The sequence below is a fragment of the Halobacteriovorax sp. GB3 genome, from assembly GCF_028649655.1.
Taxonomy (GTDB): domain Bacteria; phylum Bdellovibrionota; class Bacteriovoracia; order Bacteriovoracales; family Bacteriovoracaceae; genus BSW11-IV.
Genome location: NZ_JAQSLN010000001.1, coordinates 753,407 through 769,281, shown reverse-complemented (window position 1 = coordinate 769,281; position 15,875 = coordinate 753,407). Strand labels below are relative to the sequence as shown.

Below are 15,875 nucleotides of genomic sequence, written 5' to 3'. Positions count from 1 at the left end.
CTTCTGCATTTTGAAACGTCAAAATTTATAACGTTGTTTCTTCTCTTGGTCTAAACGGCAATATCTTTGCGCCTTCAGAGAGATTAACAGGAAAGGGAACAATTTTTTCTAAAACATTTCCTACTCTTGTTGAAACTTCTCTATCGGTTAAGACATCGTTATCAACACACAACTGACATCTTTCAGTTGTTGGCTTCATAAAGATCCTCTCGGCCTCAATGACACCGTCGCACTCAGTACATAAACCAAACGTTCCTTGTTCAATTCGTTTTAGTGCATTGTTGATTTTTTTTAGATAATGACTTCGCTTCTGTTCTAACTTCATCCTTAAAGTTTGATCATGATCGCCCCAGTCTTCTTTATCTAAATTGTAAATTCCCTGTAATTGCTTTTTTTTCATCGCAATAAATAATTCTTTAAAATGGTCTAACGTACGATCGTCCATTGGCACCCTTCTTTACGTTCTACTTTTTAGCTATTGTCTTCCCTCCTGGAAGATGTCTTATACTATGCTAAATCGATGCCAATTTTTTCGTCTGATAATCAATAGAACTTGGTTGTTTTGGTGATAAAAAGGCCCCAAAGAATGGGGCCAAAAGAAGATTGTCTCTAGTGAATTAATTGTATCAGTCCCATTAGGAACCGCCCTGAATCTTTTTCATAGACTTCATAAACTCTCTCCGATGCAAGATCATCAGAGTTATCCATTGGACAGCCAACAATATTTTCATCTAAAAGATTCACTAATTGGGCCCTAGCATTTTGCCAGTTAATTCCTTCATCATCGCCGTAAAATTCAATATAATTTGCGACGGCCTCATCATAAAACTTTTCAACTTCACTTTGATCAATTGATTCACAGTTCTCAGGAAGTCGTTTATTTTTTTGAAATGAAAGAAATTGCCCAACAGGAAGATCTTCACTTGCCATGATTAGGGAGTCGTTAGCATAGAGAAGATCATTATCCTGAGCATATGACGGGCTAAAAATTAAAACTGCAATTAAAAGGACAAGAAATATTTTCATAATTCCTCCTAGTCCCAGCGATTAAAAATAATGTTAATGTTACTGAGCATATCCTTAGAAATCATAAAGTAGCCAACATCAGACTCCAGATAACAAACTTTAGAGAGTTCATTGCCTGGAACAATTTCTTGGCATCGAGCAACTTGAGCTGATTTATTGTGAAGTCCAAGTTCACTTTCGTGACAACCTAAGTTTTTTGCCACTTGAACCACGGCCTCTTTCGAAAGATCAAGCGATTCAGACTCGAAGTCATTTTCTAATTGATAGTCAGGAATTTGAAATGAGCGGCTATCATAGGCACCGTCTTCAATGAATTTATCATAGCAATCGTTTGCTAGTGATGGTGCGGCCATGAGAGCGCCGATAAGAAGTGGTATTAAAGCTTTCATTTGATTCCTCCTTGGGGGTGCAACCTTCACCCTCCTTTTCTTTTATGTCTAAGTTATAAACAAAAAATTGCGGAATCAAAATAATATAGATTAGAAGATATCTATCTAAAAATTGCAAAGGCTTCTCCTAAGAGAAGCCCAGTTAATTATAGGGATTAACCGGCCTGATGGCGGCTAACTTCTTTAAAGGCCTTAACGATGTTTTCACCGTTAACGATGAACTCTTGTCCTCTCGTTTTGCTTCTTTTAGCGTAGAGTAAGTGTCCTTCGCCTCTTTCATTTTCTTCCTTACAGTTGATGCATAGGCAAGCAGTTGGTCTTGCTAATAAGCGCTTCTCAGAAATCTCATCTCCACACTCTTCGCATAACCCAAACTCTCCTTCTTCAATTTTTGTAAGGGCCTCATCAATTTTACGATTATAGAAAGCGTTTCTTTGATTTAGTTTTAAAACCATAGAGCGATCTCTTTCGGCCATTGCTAGGTCAGCATCATCTCCTGATAACCTCGAATCGAGCTCGCCCTTAGCTTCTGTCTCTAAGTGAGAGTTATCTTCTTTCATTGCTAAGAATAAGTTTTTGAAGTGCTCAAGATTGATTGCCATAATGTACCCCTTTCTCCTGTGTGGTCTTGTTCTTCAATGAACAAGGGTTTCTCCTGCGGATGTTCGCGTTCTGTCATGAACCCTGTGATCTTCCTGATCGAGACCACCATCCTAGCGGCCCATCCTGTTGCCATGACATAGAGCAAGCGCTGTGCCAAAATTTGAAAAGTTGTAACTAACGATTATGACGTAGGACTGGTAAGAATTAACTAAATCTAATTGGTCCCATAAGTGACACTGATGACAAAATGCCACCAAAAAAAAGGGGTCTATATGACCCCTTGCATGATTTTTATAGATATCTCTTGTAGGTCACGGCCCTGACATTCTTAAATTCTTTTTTCAAAGATTTTAAAAGTGCCTTATCTCCTAGTATAACAATATTCATGTCATCCCAATTGAAGGCCCCATAAAGAGAGTCGGCAACATCTTGAGGAGTCGACTTCATAATGGCATTTGGAAAGTTATAGATCTCACTATACTCTCTTCCCACGTGATCCATGAACATAAGCTCAGAGAGAAAAGATGAGTTCGACTCATATTTGAAAGGGTGACTTCCTGCCAGTGATGACTGAGACAGTGCAAAGTCTTTTGTCTTATCCAAAGTTTTTGCATCAGAATTAGCTAAAATTCCTTTAACAACTTTGATCAGCTCAATAACATTTTCATTTTTTGTAAATGTGCTAATCACACTACGACCATAATCTTTTTGACCACCGGCAAAGGCACTAACACTGTAAACAAAACCTCTATTTGAGCGAAGTTCTCTCATCAGCCTTGAAGTAAACCCACCACCAAGATAGTGACTTGCAAGAGTTAGTGGAGCTCTTTTTTCATATTCTTCTTTTAAAAGAAGCTTTCCAAATCTCACTTGAGCTTGATTGGCCTTATCTACTGTAACGAGCGTGATACGTGGGCCTTTGTGATCTTTACGCTTATCAAAATTAACTTTACGAACAAATTGAGCGCTTCCTGACCATCCACAATCCTCATTAATGATCCTCTTAATTGAGAGAACATTCTTAGGACCTGTTAGATAAATTCTTTTAAGTACAGTCTTATTGAAATACTCTAATTTATTTTTTAAGTCCTTCTGACCAATTCTTTTAATATCAGAAAGCTTTCCACCTGTTGGATAAGAGAATGGGCTTGGATAGAGAGAGATCTCTCTAAAGGCCCTACTCGCAAGAGAAGCATGATCTGTTGAAAGATTCATCAAATGGTTTTTCGCTCTCTTTTTAGCAATATTTAATTGGTTTTTTGGAAAAACAGAGTCTTTAAAAAGATGACAAATCTTTCTCATCGTTGGGTCAATATCTTTTACAAGACCTGAAACAACAAATTTAGAATATTCATGATTTACATTAGAAGAGTATGAAACACCGTAATAATCTAAATTATCAACGATATCTTTTTGAGAAAATCTTCTCGTTCCAGCATCAATTAAATTGAACATTGATTCCGTTACGGCCTTTTTATTTCCATCACTCAAGGCCCCATCTGCGAAATAGACTTGAATATCATAAGTAGGAAAACGGTTATCTTCCAACCAGACGACCTCTACTCCATCCCAGTACATTTTTTTAATATTATCTTTAGCAAGTGTCGTTGCACCTGTTGCTAAAAGAGCTGTCGTTATTAATATCTTTTTAAACATATGATCCTCGATTATCTTTTAGGATGCTTATCCCAAATTGAAACAAAAATTCTCTCGTTCTTAGAAAGAACTTCCTTACAAACCTCTTGAACTTCATTAACTTCAATTGAGTTGATGATCTCTAATTCCTTTTTATAGTGTTTATAATCACCGTAAAAGAATTCTAAATCACCAAGAAAAGAGGCGACATCACTATTAGATTGAACATTGTTGTAATAATAAACAAGATATTTGTTCTTTGTTTTCTGTAACGTTCTTTCACTAATAGAGTTCTTACAAATTGATCTCATCGTTCGTGAAAGATCTTTTTTGAATGATCGAAGGCTAACCTTATTTAAAAGTTTTCCCCAAATATAGAAAACACCATTATTTTTAAGTGTGTAGTTAGCAGCATAGACGCCTGCAAGCTTTGGTCTATTAGACTTAACCCACTTTTGATTTAGATAACTACTCTCTCCTTGACCAATAATTGAAGCCAGGATGTCCATAGCATAAGCTTTTCTCGATCCAATCGGAACACCTTTGTAGGCCGCAAAGAATGTAGGATCTTTACTTTGCCCTTTAATGCGAACACTTCTATTGAACTTTGTTTTAAATTCATATCTCTTTGGATCATCTTTTTTGGCCTTGTATTCTTTTAGACCTTCACTCTTTTTGATATCTCCAAATTTATCTTTAATCATTTTAATCGTATCGTCGGCATCAACATCTCCAGCAATGACGATGATCGCATTATCTGGAGTATAGAAGCGCTTGAAAAATTCTCTCATTTGATCACGGTTGAGATTCTCAACATCTTTCTTGTCACCGATGACAGAGCCACCATAAGGTGTTCCCTGAAAAACTTCTTTCATCATAGAAAGATAGAGCTTACCTCTATCGCTATTTTCATAGCGCATCTTTCTCTCTTCAAGAACAACTTGTCTTTCTTTTTCAAAAGATTGTTTCTCTAAGAGTAAATGCTGAAGTCTATCGGCCTCCATATCCACAACTTTTTCAATGGCATGGGAAGGAAGACTTTCGTAGTAAACAGTATTATCAAATGTTGTATAGGCATTTGTAGAACCACCGTTACTTTCAATGAAAGTATCAAATTGACGAGGCCCATACTTCTTAGCACCTTTGAACATCATGTGCTCTAAAAAGTGTGTGGCACCAGTTGTCCCGCCTTCTTCATACCTTCCTCCTACATCGAAGAAAGTGTAATAAGAAAAGATTGGTAACTTATGATTCTCATAAATAAGAACTCTAAGACCATTATCGAGTACAACCTTTTTAACGTTGAGATTCAATCCATCTTTGGCCATTGATTGGTCCATCTCTTTGTGAGCACAACTTGCTCCAAAAAATAACGTTCCAAGCATAGCGAAGACTTTCAATTTTCTTTGGATCATCTTCCATAACTCCAGTATGATATAATTCAAAATATATAAGTATATAGGTTAAAGAGAGTTCCCATTTTTGACAAGTTATGGATAAAAAAGAAGACAAACTAAATAAGATTACCATTCTCGGTTCCGGCACAAGCACGGGCATCCCTATTATTGGGTGCCAATGTGAGGTCTGCCTCTCAAAAAACGAGAAAAACCGACGTTTTCGCACAAGTATTTATTTAGAAACAAAGAGAGACCTTACGCTATTAGTCGACTGTACTCCTGACCTTAGATCACAGGCCCTTGCTAATGATATAAGAAAGATTGATGGAGTCATCATTACCCATGATCATGCAGATCATGCCAACGGCATAGATGATCTTAGGGCCTTCACTTTTGCCATGGACCACGACCTTCCTGTGTACATGGAAGAGAAAATCTCCAAATCATTAACTAAACGCTTTGACTATATTCTTGATAGAGAAAATGTATTTAAAGATAGGCCAATTCTTGGCGGTGGTATTGCCCATTTAAAAAAACATCTCGTAAAATTAAACGAAGAAAATAAAATCGCTAACGATCTATTTTATTTTTTTAATTTACCCCATGGCCACACAAAGACTCTTGGTTTTATCCACGAGTCATTCGCCTATATCATCGACTGCAATGCTATTCCTAAGTCAGTGATTGAACAGTTAAAAAGTAGAGAGATCGATCTGCTGATCTTAGATTGCGTCAATGCAAAAAAACACAATACCCACCTGACGGTTGAGACTGCATTTAAATATATTAGAGAGATAAAACCTAAGCGCTGTGGACTCATTCACATGGGTCATGATCTTGATCACAAGTGGCTAGAAAATCTCTGTAAAGAGAGCTTTGATTTTCCCGTCTTTCCAACTTTTGATGGTCAAATTCTAGAATACTAATTCTGACTTCTTAAGCTCTTTAAACTCTCCACTCTTTAAAGAACTGTCCATGCGAAGCTTTCCAATTCCAACACGGATTAATCGCAAGGTAGGATGACCAATCTTGGCCGTCATTCTTCTGACCTGTCTATTTCGTCCTTCAGTAATGACAATTTCTAACCAGCATGTTGGAACATTCTTTCGTTCGCGAATAGGTGGATTTCTCTTTGCAATTGATGGAGCATCTAAAATTTTAACTCGACAAGGTCGCGTCTTATAACCACCTTTGATCGTAACACCTGAGGCGAGCTCTTTTAAAGACTTTGGAGAGGGAATTCGCTCAACTTGCACCCAATATGTTTTCTCTTTATGAAATTTAGGAGAAGCAATTTTATTAATAAACTCTCCATCATTTGTAAGAAGTAAAAGTCCTTCACTATCTTTATCCAATCTTCCTGCTGGATAGATTTCTTTTGGTAGACCAAAATCGGCCAAGGATGATTCATCTTCACTTTGCTTAGTGAATTGGCAAAGAACATTGTAAGGCTTATTGAAAAGAACGTAGCGCTTATCCCGCGTATTCCTAGATTCTTCTTTTATTTCATCACCAAAGTCTGTGAGAGATAAATCAAAAGGAGCAGGAGCACTAATAGAAATCTCTTTTGAACTCAAGGGATCAAAGAAGCTAAACTTATGGGCATGAAGAAGCTGACCCTCTATTTGGTATTGACGATTCTTTTGCTCATCTCCATAGAGAAGGTCCCCAACAAGTGGGAAACCGTAGTGATCACTATGGGCCCTAATTTGATGAGTTCTTCCTGTGATAAGATCAAACTCCACAAGAGATAAATGATCATTACTCTCTAATACACGATAACCAGTGATCATTTTTACACCACCAGAACGCACAGGGAGCATTTTCTCTTTTTTCCCTATTTTGGTCTTCTTAAAGAAGTCACTTAAAGTCCCTTCTTTTTTTTCAGGAACACCAAAGCAAAGTCCAAGATAGAGTTTCTTGGCCTTTCGCTCTTTAAAAATATCACTTAGAATGGGATTGGCGGCCTTAGATTTTGCAAAGATAACAATTCCACTAGTATGAAGATCAATTCGGTGATGAAGGGTCAAATAAATATCTTGTGAATCGCGATGTTTTAAATAGCTCTTTAGAGCATCAAAGAGGTTAGATCGACTCTTATCGAGAGTACTATGAACTGGCCAACCTCTTTTTTTATTAACGGCTATGTAGTGATCATCCTCAAAGAGTATGTCTGTACTTCCTAAGCGAATCTTTTTCATGGAACCACTTTACTAGAAAAGTGTGCAAATGAGAATCATGAGAAATCACAACTCTTTTTATCTACGCTAAAAAATTCACGTCTATTTAAGAGATCAACTCGTGACTTCTCTAAATTTAAAGTGTGATTAATAAGCTTCAACTCTTCTTTATCAAAGATCGACTCACAAATCTTATCGCTTAGTTCAATATACTTAATCAGCATGCGAAGTGTTTTTTTACACCCTCTTTCATTCTCACTTGAAGAGGCCATGTAGCTTACGTCTTTAATCGACTTTGTATAGGAGGCAATCTCACTAAATCCAAGAGTTGCCGCTGTTCCATAGATTCGATCAACCAATTGACCAAAGACTTCAAATTGAATCTTATTGGCCATCTTCGATTGTATGAGACCATCGATGGAATCGACCATCTCTTTTCGAATATCCTTAATTTCACAAACAAAGCTCTCAAGCATTTCCTTGTCAAACATTTCAAGTATCCCCATTTATTTTTATCTATTTAACGGCATGCTCAGGGTAAAACTCAAGTAAAAATCTTAACTCTGTCCTATTTTCTATGACTTAAAGGTCATCCTAGATGAGATAGGAACACAATTGCACGCCCTTATTTTAAGGCACAAGAGAGATATAATTTGCAAAAGGAAAGCGTATGCCTAGACAGAAACCTGGGACGACCTTCTGTCAAAATTGGTATGCAGGCGAACTACCAAGTTCCTACACTTTCACGAGATTTCCATGGCTCTTTTACTTCCAAAGGCCCATCTTTTTGAAGAAGCTCAATAGAAATTCCATCAGGAGATTTAATAAAGGCCATATACCCATCGCGTGGAGGTCTTAGAATTTGAACGCCCTCTTTTTCGAGTTGCTCACACATCTGATAAATATCGTCGACAAGAAAAGCAAGGTGACCAAAGTTATTTCCATTTGTATAGCCTTCTTCTTGCTCCCAGTTATATGTAAGTTCAACCTCTGCTTGCGTTTCGCGATCTCTTAAATAAACCAAAGTAAACTTAGCGTCTGGATATTCTTTTCTGCGATTTTCTACGAGTCCTAATTTATTCACATAAAAATCAAGAGACTCATCTAGATTCTTAACACGTACCATTGAGTGGAGAAATTTCATATTGAAGTCCTTTTTAAAGATAACGATGAAAACTAAATATAACCTTTAGAATATTTGTATTCAATTGTTAAGATATCCTTCTTTCAGGAGGTTAGAATTATCTAAAGTTTGTCCAGTTTTGTAGATATTTCAATTATTTTTCCTCTCCTTCGGTAAATGAAAATTTTTTGTTAGCCTAAGTTCAACATAGAAATTTTATTTAAAGGAGAGAAGAATGAAATACATTTTACCACTTTTTTTACTGATTTCAGTAAACTCACTCGCCTCTCAAGGACTTTCCAAAAGTGTTCCTATGGTTAAGTTTGATGAAACACTTGTTCCCCTAACAAAGACGTGTCTTGATAAAGATGGAAAATTGAAAACCACTTTCAAAGTTGATCAATACGAAGAGCTGGATGAAGGAAAGAGAAAGGGAACAGAATATCTTGGGAAACAATACCTAACAACTGATCTTACCTACTCAGAGCTAGAATGTGTCTCGGGAGCAAAAGGAAGCTGTGTGAACTACAAAGAGGTTCAAAGAGAATATCCACTACAGGCGAATGTAAAGACTTATGAGACGACTCTTCAAAAGCAGAGAGTTGTAAAGAAATTAGTAAAATCTGAAAAATTCGAAGTACCAAATTGTAATTAAAAAAAGGGCCTATTTAAAGGCCCTTTTTTTATCTCATTGGTGGCGCATACATGATTCCACCATTATTCCAAAGTCCATTGAGGCCTCTTTCAAGCTTAAGTGGACTGCCCATGCCGACATTCCGATCAAAAACCTCACCATAATTTCCAACTAATTTAACAATATGATAAGACCATCTCTCATCAAGACCTAAGGCCTTACCATTTCCTTCAGTAATTCCAAGAAATCTCTTAATTCTTGGATCACTACTCTTTTTGAAACTATCGATATTCTTTTGCCCAAGTCCTATTTCTTCAGCATTAATCGCTGCATAAACTGACCATGTGACGACATCGAGCCAACGATCATCGCCATGTCTTACCACTGGTGCTAATGGCTCTTTAGAGATGATTTCAGGAAGAATAATAAAGTCATCAGGGTTTTTAACTTTAGAGCGCTCTGAGGCCAAAGCCGAGGCGTCTGCAGATAAAACATCACACCTCTTTTTTAAGAAGGCCTGTGTGACTTCATCAACATTTTCAAAAACCACTGGCTTGAATTTCATTTTATGAGCGCGAAAATAATCAGAAGCATTCAACTCTGTTGTCGTTCCCTGCTGAATACACAAAGAGGCTCCGTTAAGATCTTTTACCGAAGTGATCCCATCTTTCTTGCGGACCATAAAGCCCTGACCATCATAATAAGTTGTTGGAGCAAAATTGAGTCCTAGAGAAGTGTCGCGGGAAAGTGTATTGGTAGTATTTCTGGCCAAAACATCAATCTCTCCAGACTGAAGGGCCGTAAAGCGCTGTTGACCACTTAATGGTATATAGCGAATTTTGGAATCATCACCAAAGATCGCCGCCGAGACCCAACGACAAAAATCAACATCAATTCCCTTCCACTTTCCTTTAGAATCAGGAGAAGAAAATCCAACGACACCTTGGTTAACACCACACTTAATAAACCCTCTCTCTTTAACAACATCGAGAGTTGATTTTGAATAACTCAACGATGGTAATAAAGCGAGCGACAAGATGAATAATAATGACTTCATAGTGACCCCTTTCATAAAATGATTAGTTCCATTTTAACAACTAACAATTTATGGAGTCACCTATTCTAAGCTTGATTTAACCTTAATTTTGCTGAAATTGCCCAATATTAGGCTTCATCATCACTGGCATTTAAATCGATTGTAATGCGATTTCCATCCACTTTCATACTATCGTTGGCGACAAAGGCCTTGAGAATCAATTGAACGAGAAAGCGCGCCGGAATAATGCCATAGAACTTTGTTTTATTAACTTTGATATCAATGATTTTCTGATCGCGATTATAAGAGATATTCCCTTTTACCGTCACGCTAACAGGAATGACGGAAAGTAATTTTGGAACGATTTCTAAGGTAAATTTCTCTTTTGAGTGAGACTTCGAGTCATAATGAATATCACTCATTCCCTTAATTCCAAAGTTTTTAAGAGAATTACCAAAACGTCTAAATGTACTATCTCCATTATACTTAGCGACAAGAGAGTCGAGACTAAAAGTCGTACTGTGTAGACAGTTTTCAAGAACTGTTTCCCAGTCATGATTTTTTGCAAGGTCATAACTAGCGTTTAGACCACAGCTTATTTTTAATTTCTTATACACATTGTCCATACCGTTAAGTGAGTACTTGCCTGATGGACTACTTAAAAAGAGATTATTTTTATCCACTGATACTTTATCAACATGAATTTTTGAATCAATATTGTCGTGACTTAAACGAACAGAACCTACAGTAATTTTTGAACTGTCAAAACAACCGCGTAGAACACTTTCCACACTCAACTCGCTATCACGATCCCTTTGACAAGAAATCTCAGGATTAAGAAAGTCTAGGCTTAAAGTATTTTCTTTAGAGACAACTTGAACGATTGGACTAGAGAAGCTTAGTCTATTTTTCTTTACATCAAGGTTTGCTTTTAGAAATGACAATGTCGTTTGTTCACTATCGAGTAAGAAGTTATTTATAAGTCCACTAGAGGATTCGAGACAACCATTAACAATAAGATCTTGAGTAATTTCTTTATCTGTTTCAAGTTTGTGGCAACCGTAGCTGATTTCTTTAACTTTATAAGTAGATTTACCCCAGTTGGCCTGAAAATTTGGAGTGTAAAATTTAAAGTTGTCCTCATTGAAATTCAATGACATCTGATCAATATCAACATTCCCCTTCATAGACGATAGAGACAAGCTCTTAAGACCTATCGAAGAGCGATCATAACAGCCATTGGCCATATGTGAGTATTCAAATCCCTCATCAAGTGCTGGTAATTGACAAAAGGCAAAGAGATTCGAGAAGCTAATCTGATTATTTTCGGTCTGAATATTAACATCAGGGCCTTTAAAGAGAACTTGCTTTCCATTAGCGCGAAAATCATCAACAGAGATGGCCCCTGTTACTTTATTTTTCTGAGCAGAAAAATGAATGAGAGGCGTTTGAATATCTGCACTCTTTAAACAATTAGCGACAACTATCTTTGGATCAATATCTTTTGAATAATGCTCTTTATAACAACTTAGACTTAATTTTTCAGATCCCACGACGAAATCATCTGATACAACAAAGAAGTTATTTGTATCGACATTAAAACTATCTTCAGTAACTTCAGCACTTTCAATGAGAAATTTTGTTTTTAGTTTTTCATTTCCATATTCAATATCTGTATAGAGCGATCCTTTGTCATTATATTGGGAAATTTTAGATGAATTAAGACAAGAATCAATTACACCACTTCCCTTCGATAAAACACTCTCATTCAAATGGCACAAGAGATTCATATTTTTAAAAAGAAAAACTGTTTCATCAAATTCCAATTGGCCATACTCACCTTCTATCGACAAGAGATTGTCATTGGTAAGCATTGTGAAGTTATCAAGCTCAGCGCGGTAGACTTTATTGAGCCCCGGAATTTCTTCTTTTCGATATGAGAGCTCAAACATCTGATCATCGAGATAAAGCCATGTATCATCGAGAAAAATAGAGGAATCGAGTGATTGATTAGGTTTCAATACAAATTTAACATTAGGAAGTTGAATGCGAAAACTTCCGGCCCTTAAGTAACCCGCTTCTTTTTTCTGTTCAAATTCACTCTCTTTTGGATTTTCATAGGCCATCTTAGAGATGGCGACATTAAACTCAAATGCACTCGCACAAGAGATTAAACTAAAAAAAACAAAGAGAGATTTCGATTTCATATGGGCCCCTATGACATAAAGTATTTAATAACGATGCAAATTAAATACCAAGATTGGGTCGAATTAGAGGCGAAAAAGGCCTAACAAACAAGTCGTTGGCCTTTTTTCTGTAAAAAATTTAGACAGTCTTACTTATTTACGACAAGTTTGATCATAGAGATTTTGCAGATGATGACCATTTGCAAATGCCGTTTCTTTATTTTTTAAACACGTATTCTTGTATCGACTCGCGATGATAACATCTTCACCCTGACACGAACTCATGGCCGCAAGAAACGAGGCACCACAAAATTGAAATCTCTCTGAGGCCACTTGAAAGTTAGCTCCTGAGCTATGAAGATAATCACAGATGAGCTGAATACTTGGACTATCCGATTCAGACTCTTCCACGGCATTATTGTATTGATCAATGGCGAAATTGAAAGTGGTTTCACCAAAGTTTAGATCAGTGGCTCCATTTCTAAAGTCGGTGTTGCAATCGTTGGCAAAGCTTAGTTGTGATAAAAAAAGAAGACCAATAAAAAGAGATTTCATGAATTTATCCTTCACTCGTTTTAAGAGTTGTTAAGGCAAGCATAAGCCAACCAATAAGAAACGAAAATCCACCAAGAGGTACGATCATCGCAAAAGTTTTAACTTGTAAAATAGCATAGAGATAGCAATTGAAACTAAAAAGTATAATACCGGCGATAAAGAAGTAAAATGAACCTCTGACATTGATATTGAACGTTTTGCCAATAATAGGAAGAATTAAAAGAGCGAAACTATGGTAGAAGTGATAAGTCACACCCGTTTTATAGGTTTCTAAGTACTTTCCAGTTACTAATTCCTTTAGGCCATGAGCACCAAAAGCACCTAATGCAACGGCTAAAAAGAGCATAAAACAAGCAAGAGAGAGCATGTGCCCATATTTTAATTTCAAAATCATTTCCTTGTTAAAAGATAAGAAAATTTTAATCACGAATCTATCGAAAGTACAGTTTCTCTAGATTAGTTGAGTAAAAATGGTTAAAATAGCCGCACTGGATTAAAGATGAAAAAATATAAGTCAAAACAAGTAAAACAAAAGCAAGATCAGACCTTCAAAACAAAGAAGAAAAAGAAAAACTCTGATGATATCGAGTTAACTGAAGATACAAATCTGATGTCTCGCATCAACTGGTTTCCTGGTCACATGGCCAAGGCCATTAAAAAGGTCAAAGAAAAGCTTAAATTGGTCGACATTATTCTCGAAATCAGAGATGCACGTGCACCTATGACTTCTGGAAATGAATACCTTGTCCAAGAAGTCGGTCAAAAGCTAAGACTTATTATCTTTAACAAAGTTAATATGGCCGAAGACTCTGTCACCAATAAATGGAAGGAGTTTCTCGATAGGAATCAAACTCCTTATATTTTTGTGAATACATTTGAAAAGGCCGAAGTTAAATCTCTTTTAAACCTTATTAAAGAAACGATTCAAAATAAAAGAGAAAATCAACAAGGTCTTACCGTTAAAAAAGGAAAAATGCGCGCCATGATTATTGGTCTTCCAAACACTGGAAAATCGACAATCATCAACCACCTCTCGAGTAAAAGTGCCGCAAGAACGGCTGATAAGCCAGGTCACACGCAATCCCAGCAGTGGATAAAACTAGATGAAGACCTAGAGCTACTAGATACTCCAGGAATTATGCATCCAAGAATCGATACAGAAGATCAAGGAATGTGGTTGAGTGCCATCCATGCTATTCCTGATCATATAGTAGGAGTTGATACGGCCGCCTGTTTTATTATTCGCTATCTTTTAGAGAAGAAGTCAAAAACTTTTCTTGATCGCTATGAATTAGAAGAGGATTCTAGTAGAGACTATATTAAGGCCCTAGAAGAAATCGGAAAGGTCCGCGGCTGTCTTTTAAAGGGCGGACATATCGACTATGATCGCGTCTACAAGCTCGTTCTACTCGACTTTAGAAAGGGAGATCTTGGACCATGCACTTTTGAACACCCACCTGTTTAGAATTTTGACGCCCGTGAAAAATTAACAATTCTAAAGATCATCCAGAGCTTCTCATGGTATTTTTCAACAAACATGAAAAAGGATGGAATCATGAAAATGCTTTTACTAACAGCAATTCTTATCCCAAGTTTCTCTTGGGCAACAGTACAATCTGATTGCGACTTCATTAAAAAAGAAATTACTTTAATGGAACAAAGAATCCTTAAACTAGAAAAGGAAATCAAAGAAGAACAAAAGGATTTATCCCATATTCTTGCTGATCTTACAATGCTTAGACAAGAGCTCGAAACTCCTATTACTAATCCAAGAGCAATCGCCCTACTGAAGCTACTAGAAACAAGATCAAATAATCGAATGGAATTGATTGAAGAAAAGAAGAAACTTCACGATGTGATTGTTGGCCAAGTTGAACAATATGAAAAAGGTCACAAAGAATCTTGTAAATAAGAAAATAAAAAATCGAATAACAAAAACCAGAGCGACATTAGACTCTGGTTTTTTCTTCTTTAAAATTTTGAAGTTTTAAAAGACATCCAAAGTCTTCAATAGAATCTTCGAAAACACCGTTCAAATCGACATATAAACTTTACCATTTCCCACAGAACAACCTTTATTTAATTTCTTTAAATGGCATATTTAATCTCTAAATAAGACTTATATTCACAAATCAATGCCCTTAGAACGAGGAGAATGAAATGAAAAAGCTAATGCTATTGGCACTGACAGCGACTTCACTAGTTAGTAATGCAACAGATAAAAATACAGCAACATCTCTACTAGAAGTTGATCTTAGCTCTCCCTTAAAAGGTGAATGTCTTGAGTATCGCACTGAGTTTAGAGATACCCGAACAGACGTCCTGACCTTTTTAGAAAAAGTACAAAATGAAAGAGGCCTTCTTCAGCTACATGAAGCAACACTAAATCTACCCTTTTCAATTAAAAGTAATATCGAAAAGATTGATTACATTAGTACAGGTCAAGATAGAGTCGGAGTTTTACTTTATAAATGTCTTAAATACAAGGCCTCATCAAAGAATAATAATTCCCTACTACATTTAAAAATAAATCCAAGAAATAGTTCATGCAAAAGTGAAACGAAGGTACTTAAACACACGACAATTACGACTAAAGAACTAGAAAACGCAATTAAAGAAGAAAACGGATTTGAATTTGAGAACTTTTTATATAAAGCAGATAGAATGACTTGGAATAACTATTCACAAAAAGTATCGAGCATTGATTTTATTGAAACAGTTGATCACAAAGTAGGAGTCATTTTCAATTACTGTAAGAATTCACAGTTTAAAGACGTTTTAAACGATGTTGTCATTGGAGAAAATGACAATAGTGACAGAGAAGATTACGCCAGATCTGAAAGAGAATTCCGTAAACAATTAGTACAAGAGATCACTAAAGAAAGACTATCACGTATTCAGTATACGTATATCAGCAAAAGAAACAATAGTGGAACAGAAATGAAAAAGTGTCGATCTAAATGGGATTTTATTTCTAATGGAGCGATATTTCGAAGAACAAAAGAAGACTGTTCTAGTTTTACAATCATAGGAGACGGAGGAGTCTTAAGATATAGAGGCTCATTATAATAAATGCCAGTCTATCGTTAAGAGAAGCAGACGGTGGTGGTT

The 15,875-nt window shown here is 36.4% G+C and carries 18 protein-coding genes; 5 read left to right on the top strand and 13 right to left on the bottom strand.

Annotation, left to right across the window (positions count from 1 at the left end):
• Positions 1–25 precede the first annotated feature (25 nt).
• The 6 genes from HBN50_RS03800 to HBN50_RS03775 all read right to left on the bottom strand — a co-directional run bounded on the left by HBN50_RS03800 (position 26) and on the right by HBN50_RS03775 (position 5,068).
• Positions 26–445: a TraR/DksA family transcriptional regulator gene (locus HBN50_RS03800; protein WP_273868066.1), complete on the bottom strand. Its 420-nt coding sequence runs from the start codon at positions 443–445 to the stop codon at positions 26–28.
• A gap of 164 nt (positions 446–609) precedes the next feature.
• Entirely contained in the window at positions 610–1,026 is a 417-nt protein-coding gene (locus HBN50_RS03795) for a hypothetical protein (protein ID WP_273868063.1), read from the bottom strand.
• Positions 1,027–1,034: 8 nt separating this feature from the next.
• Positions 1,035–1,415, bottom strand: coding sequence for a hypothetical protein (locus HBN50_RS03790; RefSeq protein WP_273868062.1), 381 nt, complete (start codon positions 1,413–1,415; stop codon positions 1,035–1,037).
• A gap of 155 nt (positions 1,416–1,570) precedes the next feature.
• Positions 1,571–2,017 carry a TraR/DksA family transcriptional regulator gene (locus HBN50_RS03785; protein WP_273868060.1) on the bottom strand — a complete coding sequence of 149 codons (447 nt, stop codon included), beginning with the start codon at positions 2,015–2,017 and terminating at the stop codon, positions 1,571–1,573.
• Between the two features lie 292 nt (positions 2,018–2,309).
• Complete coding sequence (locus HBN50_RS03780; protein WP_273868059.1) at positions 2,310–3,674, bottom strand: M16 family metallopeptidase; 1,365 nt, start codon at positions 3,672–3,674, stop codon at positions 2,310–2,312.
• Between the two features lie 11 nt (positions 3,675–3,685).
• Positions 3,686–5,068 carry a M16 family metallopeptidase gene (locus HBN50_RS03775; RefSeq protein ID WP_273868057.1) on the bottom strand — a complete coding sequence of 461 codons (1,383 nt, stop codon included), beginning with the start codon at positions 5,066–5,068 and terminating at the stop codon, positions 3,686–3,688.
• Between the two features lie 77 nt (positions 5,069–5,145).
• Here HBN50_RS03775 and HBN50_RS03770 point away from each other — a divergent pair, with 77 nt between their 5' ends.
• Complete coding sequence (locus HBN50_RS03770) at positions 5,146–5,976, top strand: MBL fold metallo-hydrolase (protein WP_273868055.1); 831 nt, start codon at positions 5,146–5,148, stop codon at positions 5,974–5,976.
• On the opposite strand, the gene HBN50_RS03765 is transcribed toward HBN50_RS03770, so the two are convergent.
• The 3 genes from HBN50_RS03765 to HBN50_RS03755 form a co-directional block, all read right to left on the bottom strand.
• Entirely contained in the window at positions 5,965–7,251 is a 1,287-nt protein-coding gene (locus HBN50_RS03765; RefSeq protein ID WP_273868053.1) for a pseudouridine synthase, read from the bottom strand. The genes HBN50_RS03770 and HBN50_RS03765 overlap by 12 nt on opposite strands.
• A 35-nt stretch (positions 7,252–7,286) precedes the next feature.
• Positions 7,287–7,721 carry a hypothetical protein gene (locus HBN50_RS03760; protein ID WP_273868051.1) on the bottom strand — a complete coding sequence of 145 codons (435 nt, stop codon included), beginning with the start codon at positions 7,719–7,721 and terminating at the stop codon, positions 7,287–7,289.
• A gap of 233 nt (positions 7,722–7,954) precedes the next feature.
• The gene (locus tag HBN50_RS03755; protein ID WP_273868047.1) at positions 7,955–8,374 is read right to left on the bottom strand and encodes a VOC family protein; all 420 of its coding nucleotides are present in this window, start codon (positions 8,372–8,374) and stop codon (positions 7,955–7,957) included.
• 214 nt (positions 8,375–8,588) lie between these two features.
• Here HBN50_RS03755 and HBN50_RS03750 point away from each other — a divergent pair, with 214 nt between their 5' ends.
• Entirely contained in the window at positions 8,589–9,008 is a 420-nt protein-coding gene (locus HBN50_RS03750) for a hypothetical protein (protein WP_273868046.1), read from the top strand.
• A gap of 28 nt (positions 9,009–9,036) precedes the next feature.
• On the opposite strand, the gene HBN50_RS03745 is transcribed toward HBN50_RS03750, so the two are convergent.
• The 4 genes from HBN50_RS03745 to HBN50_RS03730 form a co-directional block, all read right to left on the bottom strand.
• Entirely contained in the window at positions 9,037–10,044 is a 1,008-nt protein-coding gene (locus HBN50_RS03745; protein ID WP_273868045.1) for an amino acid ABC transporter substrate-binding protein, read from the bottom strand.
• A gap of 107 nt (positions 10,045–10,151) precedes the next feature.
• Positions 10,152–12,230, bottom strand: coding sequence for a hypothetical protein (locus HBN50_RS03740; RefSeq protein WP_273868044.1), 2,079 nt, complete (start codon positions 12,228–12,230; stop codon positions 10,152–10,154).
• Between the two features lie 132 nt (positions 12,231–12,362).
• The gene (locus HBN50_RS03735; RefSeq protein WP_273868042.1) at positions 12,363–12,764 is read right to left on the bottom strand and encodes a hypothetical protein; all 402 of its coding nucleotides are present in this window, start codon (positions 12,762–12,764) and stop codon (positions 12,363–12,365) included.
• Positions 12,765–12,768: 4 nt separating this feature from the next.
• The gene (locus HBN50_RS03730) at positions 12,769–13,152 is read right to left on the bottom strand and encodes a DUF423 domain-containing protein (RefSeq protein WP_273868040.1); all 384 of its coding nucleotides are present in this window, start codon (positions 13,150–13,152) and stop codon (positions 12,769–12,771) included.
• Positions 13,153–13,263: 111 nt separating this feature from the next.
• Here HBN50_RS03730 and ylqF point away from each other — a divergent pair, with 111 nt between their 5' ends.
• The 3 genes from ylqF to HBN50_RS03715 all read left to right on the top strand — a co-directional run bounded on the left by ylqF (position 13,264) and on the right by HBN50_RS03715 (position 15,833).
• The gene (ylqF, locus tag HBN50_RS03725; RefSeq protein ID WP_273868038.1) at positions 13,264–14,229 is read left to right on the top strand and encodes a ribosome biogenesis GTPase YlqF; all 966 of its coding nucleotides are present in this window, start codon (positions 13,264–13,266) and stop codon (positions 14,227–14,229) included.
• Between the two features lie 90 nt (positions 14,230–14,319).
• Positions 14,320–14,676, top strand: a complete 357-nt coding sequence (locus HBN50_RS03720) for a hypothetical protein (protein WP_273868037.1) — start codon at positions 14,320–14,322, stop codon at positions 14,674–14,676.
• Between the two features lie 248 nt (positions 14,677–14,924).
• The gene (locus HBN50_RS03715; protein WP_273868036.1) at positions 14,925–15,833 is read left to right on the top strand and encodes a hypothetical protein; all 909 of its coding nucleotides are present in this window, start codon (positions 14,925–14,927) and stop codon (positions 15,831–15,833) included.
• Positions 15,834–15,875: the final 42 nt, after the last annotated feature.

Coding starts and splice junctions, on each gene's coding strand:
- HBN50_RS03800 (WP_273868066.1), bottom strand. CDS start 445: ATGGACGATCGTACGTTAGACCATTTTAAAGAATTATTTATTGCGATG.
- HBN50_RS03795 (WP_273868063.1), bottom strand. CDS start 1,026: ATGAAAATATTTCTTGTCCTTTTAATTGCAGTTTTAATTTTTAGCCCG.
- HBN50_RS03790 (WP_273868062.1), bottom strand. CDS start 1,415: ATGAAAGCTTTAATACCACTTCTTATCGGCGCTCTCATGGCCGCACCA.
- HBN50_RS03785 (WP_273868060.1), bottom strand. CDS start 2,017: ATGGCAATCAATCTTGAGCACTTCAAAAACTTATTCTTAGCAATGAAA.
- HBN50_RS03780 (WP_273868059.1), bottom strand. CDS start 3,674: ATGTTTAAAAAGATATTAATAACGACAGCTCTTTTAGCAACAGGTGCA.
- HBN50_RS03775 (WP_273868057.1), bottom strand. CDS start 5,068: ATGATCCAAAGAAAATTGAAAGTCTTCGCTATGCTTGGAACGTTATTT.
- HBN50_RS03770 (WP_273868055.1), top strand. CDS start 5,146: ATGGATAAAAAAGAAGACAAACTAAATAAGATTACCATTCTCGGTTCC.
- HBN50_RS03765 (WP_273868053.1), bottom strand. CDS start 7,251: ATGAAAAAGATTCGCTTAGGAAGTACAGACATACTCTTTGAGGATGAT.
- HBN50_RS03760 (WP_273868051.1), bottom strand. CDS start 7,721: ATGTTTGACAAGGAAATGCTTGAGAGCTTTGTTTGTGAAATTAAGGAT.
- HBN50_RS03755 (WP_273868047.1), bottom strand. CDS start 8,374: ATGAAATTTCTCCACTCAATGGTACGTGTTAAGAATCTAGATGAGTCT.
- HBN50_RS03750 (WP_273868046.1), top strand. CDS start 8,589: ATGAAATACATTTTACCACTTTTTTTACTGATTTCAGTAAACTCACTC.
- HBN50_RS03745 (WP_273868045.1), bottom strand. CDS start 10,044: ATGAAGTCATTATTATTCATCTTGTCGCTCGCTTTATTACCATCGTTG.
- HBN50_RS03740 (WP_273868044.1), bottom strand. CDS start 12,230: ATGAAATCGAAATCTCTCTTTGTTTTTTTTAGTTTAATCTCTTGTGCG.
- HBN50_RS03735 (WP_273868042.1), bottom strand. CDS start 12,764: ATGAAATCTCTTTTTATTGGTCTTCTTTTTTTATCACAACTAAGCTTT.
- ylqF (WP_273868038.1), top strand. CDS start 13,264: ATGAAAAAATATAAGTCAAAACAAGTAAAACAAAAGCAAGATCAGACC.
- HBN50_RS03720 (WP_273868037.1), top strand. CDS start 14,320: ATGAAAATGCTTTTACTAACAGCAATTCTTATCCCAAGTTTCTCTTGG.
- HBN50_RS03715 (WP_273868036.1), top strand. CDS start 14,925: ATGAAAAAGCTAATGCTATTGGCACTGACAGCGACTTCACTAGTTAGT.